This window comes from Sphaerospermopsis sp. FACHB-1094 (assembly GCF_014696195.1).
Taxonomy (GTDB): domain Bacteria; phylum Cyanobacteriota; class Cyanobacteriia; order Cyanobacteriales; family Nostocaceae; genus Sphaerospermopsis; species Sphaerospermopsis kisseleviana.
The window spans coordinates 1-16362 of the sequence record NZ_JACJPT010000046.1; the positions used below are offsets into that span (position 1 = coordinate 1).

Genomic DNA, 16362 nt, shown 5'->3' on the forward strand with positions numbered 1-16362 from the left:
CTTTTGCTCCCATGTCAAGTCAAATTTTTCTCTGCTCGCTGCTGCTTATCTTGTTTCTTTTGTCAAGTTCATTTTATACCAAATTAGATGAGCTTACCCTGGAGTGAAATGTGGAATTGTTTAATAGATAAAAATCCGGATTTTTCTCAAGAAATTGTAGTTTCTAATGCTCGTAATCGAGGAAAAAATAAAAACAATTATGTGGCTGAAATGAGGGAATTTATGCAAACCGCTACTCGTATCCTCAAACCTGGTGGAATATTAGCTCTATTTTTTAATGCGAGAGATGCTGATAGTTGGCAGTTTTTAAAAGAGGTAATACCATCTGATAATCAATTACAATTTCGAGGATTATTTCCTATGAAATATTCAGCTAATTCAGTAATACAAGACAACAGAAAAGGGGGTTTAAAAAATGATTTCGTTTTAATCTATCAAAAACCTGGAAATGAAGATAATATAAAATTGATTTTTTTAGAAAAATTACCTAATTGGTCTAAAGAAATACCTAATATTCACTCAAAATAATCTTAAATCTGAAAAATCAAATGAGTTACACATTTTATCAACTTTCTCGGCTCTATGATGAAAATAAATTTTTTGAATTAACATCATCTTCTGAAGGATTATATTTTTTAAAATTACGTTCTTTGGCTCGGAAAGATTATTACTTGCATTTATTTCAAAAAGCACAAATATCTTCAGATAATTTAGGAGTAAAGCAGTATCTTGAAACACTTTTTAAATCTAATATTTCTTTAAAAACTATTCATGATTCTATTAATCAAATATATGAAGGACAAAGAGAAGAACGTCGTATACATGAACAAGAGTTACTAGCAGAATTATATAAGCTAAGAGTTTTTGACTGGGGTGGTATCCATCAAAATGATATTAATAAGTATCTAGTTGATAACTACATAAAAAAGATTACTAATTATGATAATTTAATAGAAAAAGTAAAAAATTAAATTTTACATAGTTTAAAAGGTTTTGTTCTGTGTTCTTGGTATAATAATTGGACATCAATTATTATTGAGGATATTTTTAAAGATCATGAGCGTGTTTTACCAACTGTAGGGTTAATTAAACAAGTTGATTTTTTCATTGATGATATACCTTTTGATTTAAAGGTAACGTATTTTCCTAAAGGTTTTATGGAAAATGAGAGAAAGAAAAGAAAACTAACAATTAAGGAATTATCAGAGTTAAAGAAGACAGCCAAAATATTTAATCTTCCTTTTGATCAAAATCGTCCCGATGATGAACTATTGATTGACTTGATTACAGCTTTTACTGAAAGTTCCCAGCAGAATGTAAAAGATTTTTATGATAATTTTGTGAAAATTAGAAGAGATATTATCAATGAGACATTAAAACAACCACGTGAACTTTTGCGCTGGTTGTATGAAAATCAAGGTTCTCAAAGATTTGATGCAAGTAATAGGTTATTTTTAGTTCTTGTAGATACTAATTCTTTAGAAGATAGTTGGAAGTTGAAAAGGGATTTTACTTTGTTAAAAAGTAAAATTGATGAATATCTAAATACACGCTCTTTTAAAAAGGATGATTTGTTACTAAATTGGACTTTTAATAACAATCAATACCAAAGCTATGCTGATGTTTTATTTGTACTAAAGTAACACCAATAAATTATAAAAAAAGGGATAAGCAAAACGCCTATCCCCAAAAAATCAACTAATCAATGATTTAAGTTCCAGACTGCCAAGAATTGATATACTCAACCTGATCAGCAGTCAAACTATCAATTGCAATACCCAACGCTTGCAACTTCAAACGAGCAATTTCTTGATCAACCTCAGTAGGAATAGAATACAAACCAGGTGCTAACTTACCCTTATTCTTCACCAGGTATTCACAAGCTAACGCTTGGTTTGCAAAACTCATATCCATCACCGCGCTAGGATGTCCCTCCGCAGCAGCGAGGTTAACTAAACGACCTTCACCCAGTACAATCACAGATTTACCACTGTTGAGAATATACTGCTCTGTGAAAGGTCTTACAGTCTTGATTTCCTTAGCTTGACTTGCTAAATATTTCAAATCTAACTCAATATCAAAGTGACCAGAGTTACAAACGATCGCCCCATCTTTCATGACATCGAAGTGTTCACCCCGGACTACGTGCTTGTTACCTGTCACGGTAATAAACAAGTCACCCTGAGATGCAGCTTCAGACATCGGTAATACCCGGAAACCATCCATTACCGCTTCAATCGCTTTAATGGGGTCAATTTCCGTAACGATAACGTTAGCACCCAAACCACGCGCACGTAAAGCAGTACCTTTACCACACCAGCCATAACCAGCTACTACAATGGTTTTACCAGCCAGCAAAATGTTTGTAGCGCGGATAATGCCATCTAAAGTAGATTGACCAGTACCGTAGCGGTTATCAAAGAAGTGCTTGGTGTCTGCGTCGTTAACGTTCATCGCGGGGAAGGTTAACACACCATCAGCCAACATGGCGCGTAAACGGACAATACCGGTGGTGGTTTCTTCGGTTGTACCAATTAAATCTTTAATTTGATCTTGACGGTGTTGAACCAATTCGGCTACTACATCACTACCGTCATCAATAATAATGTTAGGACGATGATCTAAAGCGATTTGCACGTGGCGGCTATAGGTTTCCGCATCTTCGCCTTTCATCGCAAATACAGGAATTTCATAATCTGTGACTAAACAAGCAGCCACATCATCCTGAGTTGATAAGGGGTTACTGGCAATTAAAACTGCATCAGCACCACCCGCTTTTAAGGCGATCGCCAAATGGGCGGTTTCGGTGGTAACGTGGGCGCAAGCAACTAAGCGCAAACCAGCAAAAGGCTTTTCTTTCTCAAAGCGATCGCGAATTTGCTTTAATACTGGCATTTCCCGGCCAGCCCAGTCAATACGTTGTCTTCCCAAGGGAGCGAGAGCGAGGTCTTTAACCTCGTGCTTTAATCTGGGAGCGGTTGCGGTCATGAAAATTATCCTCTAAAAAATGCAACAGGTTGATAAACCTTTACGTACTTTAACAATATTTTCTGACAAGTAGCCATATTTTCCGGTAAATACTCATTCCCGATTGATCAGCAAAGGTAATTTTTCATTGCCAGATAGTGGAACAGGCTTCTAGCCTGTTGACGGGCTGTCTGGCCCATCCCACATTTTAGATTGAATTATGACCAGCTACTTAGCAGTGAGTAGATTTGATTAAATCAATGAAGCCAAAGTTTGCATCAATAGCTGAGATTCCTTACCCATGTCACCTGGTAATAAAAGTTGATACCATTGATGTAACTGCTGCCGAGCTAAAGTATAAAGTGGATTATCAATACCTGAGTTAAAAAGTTCCATTATCGCTTGTCTTTGAGTTTTTCCACGTCCTAAAATCCTCAGCCATAAAGTTGAAACATCTATAGGCAATTCACTGGTAACAACAATAGTAGTACAAAAAATTGCAGGTAAATTATAAACACCTGGAATATTAGATGATTTAATTCCAAATCCTCGAAAATGGTCAGGGAAAATCGAGGGAACGATGATCAATTGGCTTTTATTATCCTCCTCTTCTGATTTTTCCTGATCTGTATCTTTTAAAGTTTCATTGACAGGAATAATCTTACCATCAGCTTCACTTGTCCATGTTAAAAAATGACTGAGACAAGTTCGTAATTCCCAGATATTTGGTGTCCAGCGTAGAGGTGAAATAATACACGGATTTGAAGTAAATTCTCCCAATAGTCCCAAGGATGTCCTAGATTTATTGATGTCAGGTTCAAACAATACATCTACCATTTTTGCTTCTGCCACCACTTCAGGACTAACCAATATACGCGGGTTATCAGTAAAAAGTGTTTTTATGTATGTACTTTCCCAGCCTAATCGAGAAGGATGTTTATAGACTCTCAATTTAGGGTTACGGGGAATAAGTTCATTGAGGAAAACATTACCATAATTACTAAGTAGTGCCAAAAGGTAATTTTGGGCAAAAATTACAAAAGATGGTCGAGACATAGACAATTTTTCCCAAATATTTTTTCTAATCTGTTCTACATTTAATTAGCCATATTTTATCATAAATACCTATTAGCTATTACATACTACCTATATCTTCAACATAAGTAAGATTAAGACCCGATCTAACTTTTGGTTTTTTCATCTTTCTCTGGTAAGACTATAGGACTCCTATTTAATGATTTGCCAAGATTCTGTACACAAGAGGTCGTCAAAAGTAAGGGGTTTAGCAATCCTAAACCCTGACATAGATCATGAAACATCTGGTAAAAATTATCATAGGGACAATTCATGAATTATCCCTACAGGGGTTTCGTGGTTATACACATTTCATGACCACAAAATGTCTATTACCCAAGGAGGTATTTAAGTGCTAGGTAAATTTTTAGCGATTACGGGTTCAATGATCATATCCATTGCACCCATACCTAAAGCTACAGCCCAGACACCGAATAATTTACCAGAAATACCAGAAAGTTTACATAAAACTACATTTACTAAAACAACATTAACTCAACCACAACAAGAAAAAGAAAATCAATTTTTAGAACAATTGGCGATCGCCTCTGGTACTACCATCGCTATGGTAATCATGAGTTGGGGAGTTCGTCGTTTCCAAAAACGTTTAAGTAATAATTTCCTCAAAGTCTCTGACTCTGATTCCTCAGAAGATCAACCCATCACTACATTACTAAATAAACAGCAAGAGCGACATCTTCAAGAAGTTAAAACCCGACTATTTCAACTTGCACAAGCTGGAATTTGGGTCAGTGGTAGTTTAATTATTTTAGGACTATTTCCTGCTACCCAAGCCCTACAAATTGGGATTCTCACCATTGCCAAAATTCCCATTAAATTAATAGTTGTTGGTGTGGGAACATATCTAATAGTAAGGTTTACCTATGCCATTATAGATCATTTTACTTCTACTATCATCAGTGGTGGAGCATTACTAACTCCAGAAACTTCCGAACGTTTGCAATTGAGAATATCCACATTTTCTGGGGTTACTAAAAGTATCACTATCATTATTTGGGTAGGTGCAGGAATCCTAATGTCCTTAATTGCTTTGGGAATAAATATTGTTCCTCTTTTAGCTGGTGCTGGTTTAATTGGTGTGGCTGTATCTTTGGCTTCTCAGAACTTAATTAAAGATGCCATTAATGGCTTTTTGATTATTCTTGAAGATCAATATGCTTTGGGTGATGTGATTACCGTGGGAAATGTGGGTGGTTTAGTGGAAAATCTCAATTTGCGAATGACTCAAATACGGGATGCAGAAGGAAGATTAATTACAATTCCTAACAGCGAAATTAAAGTTGTAGCTAATCTTTCTAGTCGCTGGTCTCGTGCTGATTTAATTATTCCAGTTTCTTATCAAACTGATATTGATAAGGCTTTGAAATTAATTGAAAATGTCGCTATCCAGATGAATCAAGAACCTCAATGGAAACGACAAATTATTGAAACCCCCAGTATTTTGGGAATTGATAATTTTGGCGATCGCGGGATGATGATTCGTGTTTGGATCAAAACCCAACCCCTCAAACAATGGGATGTAGCGCGAGAATATCGTCGTCGTCTGAAAATTGCTTTTGATGAAGTTGGAATTAATATTCCCGTACCTCAACAATCAATCTGGGTTAATGATGTTCAGTTATTGAGTTATCAAGAAAATGGTTCATCTTTGCATTAAGCAGATATTTGACTGACTTAAAATGTGATTCAAACCCTGTTCTGGTGTAGCGGTAATTCATGAATTGCCGCTACTTTCGTTATTTTTTGCATAAGTCCTGGATAAGTCATGGGTTTTTCGCTATTCTCTTGCAAATTTAGTATAAATGTACTATGATAAATTCATCGTGTCCGACCTGTAAACAATATCTGGAAGATGGATTCAAGGGTATTACAAGGGTATTACTATGATGAAGCACTATATTCTCAATCTTAATCCAACTGCCAAGCATGAATGGGATCGTTGTATTTTACGTGATCCTCTGACCGCAAAACGTCCAGACATAGCAAAATTAATTGCTGAAGCGGTAGGTGCGGATACGGGTAGTTATTTAGTCAGTGTCAATATTGAAGTTACAGTTTTGGAGGAAGCAGCATTACCTCAAGCTGAACAACTTTCCCTTCCCCTTCCAGAAGTGAGTATTTCTTCGCCAATGCGGGAAGCAGCGTAATTAAAAGTTAATTAAACAGTCCTGGGTTGGGTAGACATCAGGAAACCCAACACCTACAATTATAGGATTTTTCTAAAAAATAGCAAAAATACCCAAGTAGATTATACATATAATCATAGCACAAAAAGTAAATAAGGATTAATCAATCCTGAAAAAACGTATTTGCGTTGAATTATTGACAACATTCTCAATAATCTTGAGAATAAAGGCTGATTATTGTCAACAAGGCGCAATTGATCTATTTTAGCAAAATCAATATTTAAAAAACTTATATTTAGCTAATATCCCCGACTTCTCTAATATTTAATCTTCATCAACCAGAGATATAAAATAGAAGTCGGGGATCTGATCACCTTTTTAACAATTCTTGAATTTGCTGATTAATAATATTCACATCAAACTTTTGACTAGCAATAATTCTAGCATAATTAGCGATATTTTGCATCAAGTCTTTTTCCTGATCACAATGATTAATTACCTGTGCTAATTCTTGGGGGTTATTTGGTGTGATTAAAAAACCATTTATCCCATCTTCAACTAATTCTATTGCACCCCCAGCTTTAGCAGCAACCACAGGTTTACCGCATAGCATCGCTTCCACAATAACTCTACCAAAAGGTTCAGGTGCAATTGATGTATGTGCCACTAAATCACAAGCTGACATTAATTGGGGAATATCATCACGAAAACCTAAAAATTTAACTCGGTTTTCTAAATTTAAAGCTTTTACTTGATGGTGTAATTCTTGTACATATTCATCCTCACCAAATAAAGCATCACCGACCAAAATAACATTAACATTTTCTGGACATTCTGCCAAAGCATCAATTAAAATATGCTGTCCTTTCCAGGGAGAAAGACGGCTAAAATGTCCCACTACAAATTTATCCTCTAATCCCAAATTTAGCCTTAATTGCCGAGGTTCATTTTCAGAAACTTGATAATTTTTAATAGCAAAACCATTATAGACAACTTCTACAAAATCAGGTTTCCCACCAGCTTGGATAAATGCAGTTTTACTAGCTTGAGAATTAGCAATTACTAAAGATGCAAAGCGATTAATTAAAGTAATAGCAACCCGGAGATTAGTGTTACTAAAATGTTCTAAAGATAGAATATCGTGTAAATGATAAACCAAAGGACGACGAGAGAGAAAACTTGCTATTGCACCGACAACTAAAGCTTTTTGAGTATTAGCGTAAATTAAATCATATTCCCTAGCGCGTGTCACGACTTTATTAATTAAAGGTGTGAGTTTTCCTAAACTAGCTAATGCTGTAAATAAACTACTTTGTTTTTTAACTTTAATAGCTTGAGTTGCTAAAACTTCCACAGGAATATGATTAATTTCCAGTAACTTTCTAAAATCACCATCTGCAAATAAACCAACCAAAGAATTATTAGCAAAGGGTTTAGCAATATCTAATAAACATAACTCAGCACCACCCGGTTTACCACTTTGATCTAAAAACAAAATCTTCATTATTATCTACCTTTATCTGCGTTTAATTTATCAATTTTGATCAGCTAAAATAACTTGTCTTACTTGTTGAGAAATATGATTCCAATCATAATTTTGTACTGCATAATTACGACATTCTTCTCTAGAAGGTAAAATGATTTTTCTTAACATTGCTTGTTCTAATTTATCAGCAATGCTATCAACAGTAATAGAATCAGTAATTAAATCTGGTGCAAAACCCTGTAAAATTTCCGGCATTCCCCCTACAGGTGTGCATAAAACTGGAGTACCACAGGCTAAAGATTCCACAATTGCTAATCCAAAACCTTCAAAAGACTGACTGGGCATTACTGTTAAATTAGCAGCTTGGTAAGCAATTGGTAACTGTTCATCAGGTAAAAAACCTAAGAATTTAACATTGTTTTCTAGTCCAAGTTCTATCACCTGTTGTTGTAGTAAATTTTGAATATGTCCACGTCCAGCAATAGCTAACCAAATATCAGGAATTGTGGGTTTAATTATGGCTAGTGCTTGTAATAACTTATCAATTCCCATGCGATAAACTAGACGACGGGAGGTAAATAATATTGGTCGATCAGTTGGCCAACCTAGTTGTTTTCTGGCTGTGAGACGAGATAAATTATATTGAAAGTGATTGATGTCTACTCCACCGGGGATAATGTGAATTTTATGCCAGGGAACTTGATATTGTTGATGTAAAATATTACCAAAAGCTTGGCTGAGAACAATGAAGCGATCGCAGCGATTATAGGTATTTTTTTCTATTAATTGCTTCTTCATCCAAATACTTAGTTTTTTATTTACTTCTTCTTCCTTACTTTCCGAAGCCCAAGGACCATGAAAATTAAAAGTAATTGGTACTTCTTTCGGTAAAAGATCCAAAATCGGAAAGCTATATAATGCGAAATGTAGATTAATTGCATCAGGTTGATCTAATCTAGTTTTTTGGAAGTTAGTCCGAATGGACCATAATCTTTTCCAAATTTGACTATCTGGAGATGCTAAATTATTTAACTGAATATTTGACTGAATGGGTGTATTTTTTGCATCAGGTAAACCTACACCACATAATTCTATTCGGTCTTTATTTAGAGCTAATTTTTGAGTTAGTTCATAAATATACCTTTCTAATCCTCCCGGTGTTTTGGGAAACCAACCTGTTCCCAATGTGAGGATAGACGCAGAAGCTAATTCCTGAGTTTTTGTCATACCTTCCACCTAATTATCTCCTTAACTTCCTCACACGATGAAACTTATTTAATAGGTAAGTCTGAAACGATACAGTTAATGCTCACAATCATCAATTAACAAACCTTTAGTTTAATCCGGTTAAAAATTTGTAAATCAGGTAGTTTTTGAATAAATTATTTTTATATATTGAGTTTACTGAGTACAGGGAGTCTTGGGATTTTGTACTTAGTAAAAGTATTACTGTGATTATTAATATCATTGATATCATTAATATCTATTAAATCCGCACCTTTGATAATTAAATATTTTCTCAAGCTTTGTATCTATCTACAGAATTAGGCTTTGATGAATCCTGTATTATAATTAACAAGTTCCGAGGGGAAGATAAATTATTTTTCTGAAAAAGAATAATATTGGCAGATGAGAAAATATAAAAAATATATTTTTTTGATAAAGTTCTGATGAAATTACCTAAAATGCAACATTTATTTGTTAGTTTATTGATGTTTAGTACCAATGATGTTTCTGTGCCTTTTCTCCGCTACGTTTTCGCTACGGTTTTTAGAAAAGGAACAAGATATCAAAAAGCAAAAGCATAATTTAGCAACTCATTTTTGCCAATATGCAGCCATAGCAATTTTATGAAAAACAGATTCACTTCACAAATTCAAAAAAATCAACAACAGCTAATTCAAGTTATCAATAATGTAGTTAGGAGTAGGTACTGGCGACAAAATATAGCTGTCAAAATTTTACTGTCTGTCACTTGTAGCTTAATTGTCATCTTTGCGGGAATGACAATGGAAAAAGCCACAACTCAAACAGCTACAGCACCAGTATTTACTTATCAAACATCTTGGCTTGGTAATACTATTGGTAAGGGAGAACTAAGGGTACAAAACTATATAGAGGCGATGTATGTTACAGGAAATGGACTAATTTATACTAACAGCATTTGGGATGAAGCTGGCATGGAAGCAGCTATCTATAAAGATGGTAAAGTCATAGGTTTCCTAAAAGACTTGCATGGTTGGTATCGTCTGGGTGGGAAAGCGGTTACAGCCAATAGCAAATATATTTATGTTGCTATGAGACAGGGAGGAATGAGTAGTCAAAAAGAAGGTTATCCTTCTGAGGGTAAAACTTGGTACTGTGTGAGACGCTATGATTTAACGGGAAAACCTGCACCTTTTCCTGGGGGAAATGGCTGGGATAAAAGTATGTTAATTATCAGTGACAAAAGCGAAGTTACTGGTTTAGCAATTGTAGGTAATAAGTTATTTGTGAGTAATGCTGATGCCAACATTGTGCGTATTTTCAATACAGAAACAATGCAGGAAACGGGAAAATTTACTGTTAATAATCCCGGAGGAATAGCCGTTGATCCACGGGGAACTTTATGGATTATTCAAAATAAAAAAGGTAATACACCAGGGAAAATAGTTCATTATGACCAAACTGGTAAGAAATTACCCCAACAAATTGTAGATGTTGTTGATCCTACAGCGATCGCCATTTATAAACAAGATAGAATATTAGTAGCTGAAAATGGCATCCGGCAACAGGTACTCATTTACAACATCAAAAACCAACCTGTCCAGGTAGGAACTTTCGGAACTAAAAATGGAATTTATAGTGGTGTTCCTGGAGAAGTTCAAGACTTAAAACTTTATGGTATTACAGGCGTTGGTGCAGATAGTGCCGGCAATTTCTATATCAACAATAATGGCTTTAATAATTCAGGAACAGATTTAAGAAAATTCTCCCCATCGGGAAAACTGCAATGGCAATTACTTGGTTTAATCTTTGTTGATAATGCCGATACAGATCCTAAAAGTGATGGTGTTAATCTTTTCACCAAACAAGAAGAATATTGGATGGATTACAGTAAACCAGCAGGTAAACAGTGGACATATAAAGCTTATACTTTAAATCCTTTCAAATATCCTCAAGATCCGCGTCTACATACATCCCCAGATGCTCCTATTTTCCGTCGCATTCAAGGAAAGCCTTTTTTATTTCTGACACATATGTTCGGAAGTATGGTGCAAATTTATCGTTTTGATCCAAAAACAGATGGTGAAATTGCTATTCCCGCGGGAATGTTTGTGGGAACTAATGATCAAGGTAAATCTATAAACGGTAATTGGCCTCCGTATCAACCAGCCAAAGGAGAATGGATCTGGCGAGATAAAAATGGTAATGGTGCATTTGATCAAAATGAATATGACAACAGTGAAGATTATCCCTACATAGGAGGTTGGTGGGTAGATACTAAAGGTGATATGTGGAAAACTTTGCGAACGGAAGATGGTATTCGCCATTATCCTTTACAGGGATTAGATAGTCAAGGAAATCCGATTTATACCTATCGTTCCATGCAAAAGGAAAAGACTCCTAGCTTCTTTAAAGATTTGCGAAGAATTGAATATTTTCCCGAAACAGATACGATGTATTTGTCAGGTTTTACTGTTGAACATCCTGCTATTGGTGATGATTCGGGAGTTGTCGGGTCAGAAATTGCCCGATTTGATAATTGGAGTAAAGGAAATCGCACTCCTAAATGGCGAAGTGTCATTCCTTATGACACCACTGGTAAACGAGAAATTGCTACCGCCGCTATGAGTGTAGCAGGAGATTATGTATTTACAGTGACATCTAAAACTGCGGAGGTTAATATCTATAATGCCACTACAGGCAAACTTGTAAAAAAATTTAGTCCAGGTTCAGAAGTTGGTGGAGAAAGTGGTTGGGTGGATATTCCCCACGGTATCCGCGCTTTTCGTCGTCGTAATGGTGAATATTTAGTGTTTGTGGAAGAAAATTGGAAAGGAAAAGTGATTATTTATCGTTTACCAATTTCCTAAAAATTAGGTTATCCAACTTATTGGATTTGGATTAAGTGTAAAAATCCAGCATTTAGGATTAAGTATGGGTTTAGCAATGCTAAACCCGTACATGAGTCAGAATATTTGCTCATTTGCCATCCAATAATGATTGTTAATGTGAACAAATAAAATTTTTTGGTGTGCTGATTCATGTACAATTTAATCTTCATAATCATAGAACAAATTTACAAAATCAATAAATCTAGCTGTTTTTATTTAAATATGATGATAATTAAGGCTTTGTACTTGTCCTTAATTTTCATAGGTTGAGACTCTGTTTAGAGAATAAATTAATAGAAGTAGAGGAAGTAAAAAAATATGCTAAAAACAACCTTGATGGAATTACAAAAATTAATTCCCAGCAATTTATTAAATACAGTCCAATATATTCATGCTAGTTTACTTGCAAAATTTATTTTAGGTTGGGGAAGTGAACAGTTTCAATTTAGTGAAGCTTCTGCAATGGTTTTTTCTCCCCATCAAGATGATGAAACTTTAGGTTGTGGTGGGATGATCGCTCGCAAACGGGAACAAGGAATAAAAGTAGCCGTCACTTTTTTAACCGATGGACGTGGTTCCCATGGTACAGATACAAATATTCAAAATCAAATTATTCAAATTCGTAACCAAGAGTCTTTAGAAGCATTAAGTATTTTGGGTATTTCTCCTTCAGAAATTCACTTTTTGAATAAAAAAGATGGCAGTTTACCAGATTTAAATCCTGAAGAAAAACAACAAACCATTGCACAGATTTCCGAACTGTTAAAACGTTATCAACCAGGAGAAGTTTATGTTCCTCACCGTAAAGATTGTCATAGAGATCATGAAGCTACATATTACTTGGTAAAAGAGGCGATCGCCCAGAGTGGAATTAAAGTCCAACTCCTACAATATCCTATTTGGGTATTTTGGAGAGCGCCCTTATTTATCCTCTTAAAATTCAATGATATTAAGTCAGCGTATCGCTTATCAATTACCTCAGTACAAGAAAAGAAAAAAAGAGCGATCGCTGCCTATCCTTCCCAAATGCAAACCCTACCACCAGGCTTTATCAAACGATTTTTATCTTCAGAAGAAATCTTCTTTCATAATTAATTCTCATGTATTGAATCAAAAGCTCAAAGCTAAAATATCAACATCTTTTGCCTGGTGAAATTTCTATTAACAACAATTGCCGTGGAGAACAAATAAATGCGTATCCTACACATTACGAACCATGTCCAAAAAATCGGTAACGGAATTGTCAATGTCGCAGTAGACTTAGCTTGTTTACAATCAAAACAAGGTTTTAAAGTTGCTGTTGCTTCAGCAGGTGGAGAATACGAAAAATTATTAGCAAATCATGGAATTGAGCATTTTCAACTCAATCAATCACGTACACCATTAAACATCATTAAAGCAGCTTGGCGTTATCGAGAAATTATCAAAGAATTTCAACCAGATATTGTTCATGCCCACATGATGACAGGAGTTGTACTAGCAGGAATTTTGAGAAATAATCATGAATATAGTTTAGTTTCCACTGTACATAATGAATTTCAACGTAGTGCAGTATTAATGGGATTAGCAGATCGGGTAATTGCAGTTAGTCATGCAGTAGCTGATTCTATGATCCGCCGTGGTATTCCTGCCGAAAAATTACGAGTAGTTGCTAACGGCACTTTAGGCAGTCCTCGACATAGAAAAATCCAAGATTATCAACCCATAAAACTACATCATCCAGCCATAACCACAGTAGCAGGAATGTATACTAGAAAAGGTATTGGTGAGTTAATTGCAGCCTTTCAAACTATTGCTAAAGATTTTCCTCAAGCCCATCTTTATTTAGTAGGAGATGGACCAGACCGTGCTATATTTGAGAGCATGGTTAAAAACTGCGGTAAACTACGCAAACGTATTCATTTTGAAGGTTTCCAACCAGAACCCCAACGATATATGTTATCCACAGATATCTTTGTTCTCGCCTCACACTGTGAATCATTTGGTTTAGTTTTAACAGAAGCACGAGAAGCCGGTTGTGCCATTGTCGCTAGTGATGTAGATGGCATTCCTGAAACTTTAGATCATCGTCAAGCTGGTATTCTTATTCCACCCAAAGATAGCCAAACATTGGCTAATACCTTAGCGCAATTACTCAAAGATCCTCAACAATTACAAAGCTGGAAATTACGCGCCCAGCAAAATCTAGAAAGATTTAGTACCATGCGAGTAAGTGAGGAAACATTGGCTGTATACCGTGAGTTAACTAGAAAATATGCCGTCATCAACCCAATACAAATGAGAGAATTAGTAGTAGGTAAATAGTCATTAGTCATCAATATCCATTCATCTACCTTACCTATTCTCTATTTATTGCTATATATTAATCACTTCCTTTTGACTAAAATACATGGCAATTCCTTTTTCATAATAAGCAGCTTCATTGATAAAGAGAGGATACACAATAGACTCTCCCTCATAGAGAATTTCTTCATCTTCAAAAGTGAGAAAAATTGGATCACCAGGATGGAGAGGTTGATAATCTCTAAATTGAAGTTGGGGATGAATCATCGCTTTAATTTCCCCATCTTCATTTCTAGGATAATCAACCGCACCAATAGATTGATAAAGTGTCAGCGTGTTGTTATGTTGGGGAATTTTCCCTTGGTTACATCCTTCAAAATAGTCCAACACAGCATAAATAAGTTGTTCTGTTTTTTGAAACAATTCCGCATTTAAAATACCTTGAGCGACAGCACCAACTTCTATAGCTAAACCTAATTCACTTAAAGAACGGAGAAAACCACTATTTCTAGGTTGTTGATGACTATAAACTTTTACCAAAGGATTAATTGCACTCAGATGAGCCGCCAAACGTAATAATAGGGGGTGCATATTACCTAAAATAATACATAATCCCATGTTGGCTGTAGTCGTATGTAAATCAATAATTGCATTTACACAATCTTGGTTTTGTGGTTGCAAAATTGCTTGAATTTCCCTAGCCCTTAATTCTTCATAAATAGAAATTTTGTCATCAGGTAAATTGTCTCCAGTAAAGCAACGATTTAAATCTTTATCAATGTATCTGCTTACACTGGCAATAGCTTTAGGATTACCGAATAATGACAAAGTTTCAAAACTTGATCTCTGAATTAAATCTGGATATTTATGGAACTTTTTGATTAAATAAACTCCAATTAATTCATTACCGTGACTGCCTCCAACAATTGCCACACGATTGATTTGATTCATAATTACCTCATCTATAAAAACCTGACAATAAAAGAAGGCAGAAAATTTCTGCCAGCCCCAATTTATTGTACAAGTTGGTTAAGCCTTCCAACTCACTGGCTGGGTTATACAACAAGTAAAGCCTGCGGAGGCAGGCTATAGAAAAAATATAGTTTAATTACAGCAGTTTTCAGGTAAATGAACCACAAAACAAAGATAACCTTAGTTAGTACCCAGTCTGTTTGGAATTTTTTTGGCAATAGTTGGCATTTGAGAGCGAATCACATTGATCACATTTTGGGCATAACGCTGAGTAGAGAATTGTAAAGCACGTTGCCGCGCTGCTACTGCCGAACTCTGAGCAAATTCTGGGTTGTCAAGATAGCGAAGAATAGCTTGTGATAGGGCATCTGCATCTTCATAAGGTGTGAGTAGTCCATTTACAGCTTCGGTAATAATCTCTCTTGGACCTCCAGCATCACCAGCAATAACTGGTTTACCCAATGCCATCGCTTCAATAATGACAATTCCAAAAGGTTCTTTATCAGAGGCATGAACAAATATATCCATTGCCTGTACCCACTCTGGGACATTGCGCTGTAACCCTGCCATAATTATGCGATCGCTCAATCCCAAATCTGTAATTTGTTGTTTGACAAAATCCTCATATTCTGCTTCTAAATCGTGTTTACCACCGACGATCACACAATGGGCATCGGGATATTTTGCCAAAACCTTGGGCATTGCTGCTATCAAAACGTGCATTCCCTTCCAACGTTGTAAGCGTCCGACAATACCAATCAACGGACCATGCAAAGGTAAACCCAGTTTTTGCCTTGCTTGTGCTGGAGTTGGCAAAATTGCCGGATCAAACCGATCTAAAGCTACACCAGGATACACCAAAGGAGTTGGTCTGTGAGGCCAAATTTGAGACTGTGCTTTTTGCCCATCTTGGGAGAGAGTAATAATTGCCTGGGCTGGTATTAAAGTAGCAAGACGCACCAACCAAGTTTGATCATAAGGGACTTCTAATTGATACCACACAGCAGGTAAACCCACCAGCATTGCTGCCAAACCGCCAGAGATATGGGTGATCCACATCCAATTGAGGATCATATCTACACCTTCACGGCGGGCGATCGCTGCTATGCGGAAAATTGTAGCAATCACGCGGTGGACTTGACGCAAACGACCAATTTTTATCACTCGCGTATCAATGCCCAAGTTTCTCACCTGCTCAACCATTGGTCCATCTTCTAAAAAGATAGCCAACCATTCCACATCAGCATTACGTCCTTGTTGTAGCAAATCCCAAAACATCATTTCACCGCCGCCTCTTTGCTCGGCCAACGGCATAACAACTAATACTTTCATAATT

At 35.9% G+C, this 16362-nt stretch carries 15 protein-coding genes; 9 read left to right on the forward strand and 6 right to left on the reverse strand.

Going from position 1 to position 16362, the window contains the following annotated elements; genetic code table 11:
* Positions 1-87: 87 nt before the first annotated feature.
* The 3 genes from H6F47_RS15095 (at position 88) to H6F47_RS15105 (ending at position 1643) form a co-directional block, all read left to right on the forward strand.
* Positions 88-528 carry a hypothetical protein gene (locus H6F47_RS15095; protein WP_242027404.1) on the forward strand — a complete coding sequence of 147 codons (441 nt, stop codon included), beginning with the start codon at positions 88-90 and terminating at the stop codon, positions 526-528.
* A 20-nt stretch (positions 529-548) separates the two neighbouring features.
* Entirely contained in the window at positions 549-971 is a 423-nt protein-coding gene (locus H6F47_RS15100) for a hypothetical protein (RefSeq protein WP_190649821.1), read from the forward strand.
* Positions 972-1157: 186 nt separating this feature from the next.
* Positions 1158-1643, forward strand: a complete 486-nt coding sequence (locus H6F47_RS15105) for a hypothetical protein (RefSeq protein WP_190649823.1) — start codon at positions 1158-1160, stop codon at positions 1641-1643.
* 67 nt (positions 1644-1710) lie between these two features.
* Here the strand turns inward: H6F47_RS15105 and ahcY are convergent, their stop codons facing one another.
* Complete coding sequence (gene ahcY / locus H6F47_RS15110) at positions 1711-2988, reverse strand: adenosylhomocysteinase (RefSeq protein WP_137669233.1); 1278 nt, start codon at positions 2986-2988, stop codon at positions 1711-1713.
* Between the two features lie 231 nt (positions 2989-3219).
* Positions 3220-4023: a hypothetical protein gene (locus H6F47_RS15115; RefSeq protein WP_190649825.1), complete on the reverse strand. Its 804-nt coding sequence runs from the start codon at positions 4021-4023 to the stop codon at positions 3220-3222.
* A 370-nt stretch (positions 4024-4393) separates the two neighbouring features.
* Here H6F47_RS15115 and H6F47_RS15120 point away from each other — a divergent pair, with 370 nt between their 5' ends.
* Positions 4394-5719 (forward strand): mechanosensitive ion channel family protein, encoded by a 1326-nt coding sequence (locus H6F47_RS15120; RefSeq protein WP_347239088.1) that lies wholly within the window; start codon positions 4394-4396, stop codon positions 5717-5719.
* A 226-nt stretch (positions 5720-5945) separates the two neighbouring features.
* A complete protein-coding gene (locus H6F47_RS15125) occupies positions 5946-6209 on the forward strand; it encodes a hypothetical protein (RefSeq protein ID WP_190649827.1) in 264 nt (87 codons plus the stop codon).
* Between the two features lie 349 nt (positions 6210-6558).
* On the opposite strand, the gene H6F47_RS15130 is transcribed toward H6F47_RS15125, so the two are convergent.
* Both H6F47_RS15130 and H6F47_RS15135 read right to left on the reverse strand, forming a co-directional pair.
* The gene (locus tag H6F47_RS15130) at positions 6559-7692 is read right to left on the reverse strand and encodes a glycosyltransferase (protein ID WP_190649829.1); all 1134 of its coding nucleotides are present in this window, start codon (positions 7690-7692) and stop codon (positions 6559-6561) included.
* Between the two features lie 30 nt (positions 7693-7722).
* Positions 7723-8901: a glycosyltransferase family 4 protein gene (locus H6F47_RS15135; protein ID WP_096572782.1), complete on the reverse strand. Its 1179-nt coding sequence runs from the start codon at positions 8899-8901 to the stop codon at positions 7723-7725.
* A gap of 443 nt (positions 8902-9344) precedes the next feature.
* On the opposite strand from H6F47_RS15135, the gene H6F47_RS15140 reads away from it, so the two are divergent.
* The 4 genes from H6F47_RS15140 to H6F47_RS15155 all read left to right on the forward strand — a co-directional run bounded on the left by H6F47_RS15140 (position 9345) and on the right by H6F47_RS15155 (position 14075).
* Entirely contained in the window at positions 9345-9482 is a 138-nt protein-coding gene (locus H6F47_RS15140) for a hypothetical protein (protein WP_190348001.1), read from the forward strand.
* Positions 9483-9524: 42 nt separating this feature from the next.
* Positions 9525-11750, forward strand: coding sequence for a hypothetical protein (locus tag H6F47_RS15145; protein ID WP_190649831.1), 2226 nt, complete (start codon positions 9525-9527; stop codon positions 11748-11750).
* A gap of 339 nt (positions 11751-12089) precedes the next feature.
* Entirely contained in the window at positions 12090-12866 is a 777-nt protein-coding gene (locus H6F47_RS15150) for a PIG-L deacetylase family protein (RefSeq protein ID WP_190649833.1), read from the forward strand.
* Between the two features lie 96 nt (positions 12867-12962).
* A complete protein-coding gene (locus tag H6F47_RS15155; protein WP_190649835.1) occupies positions 12963-14075 on the forward strand; it encodes a glycosyltransferase family 4 protein in 1113 nt (370 codons plus the stop codon).
* Positions 14076-14126: 51 nt separating this feature from the next.
* On the opposite strand, the gene H6F47_RS15160 is transcribed toward H6F47_RS15155, so the two are convergent.
* Complete coding sequence (locus H6F47_RS15160; protein WP_190649837.1) at positions 14127-15005, reverse strand: aspartoacylase; 879 nt, start codon at positions 15003-15005, stop codon at positions 14127-14129.
* Between the two features lie 201 nt (positions 15006-15206).
* Positions 15207-16358, reverse strand: a complete 1152-nt coding sequence (locus H6F47_RS15165; RefSeq protein WP_190649839.1) for a glycosyltransferase family 4 protein — start codon at positions 16356-16358, stop codon at positions 15207-15209.
* Positions 16359-16362: the final 4 nt, after the last annotated feature.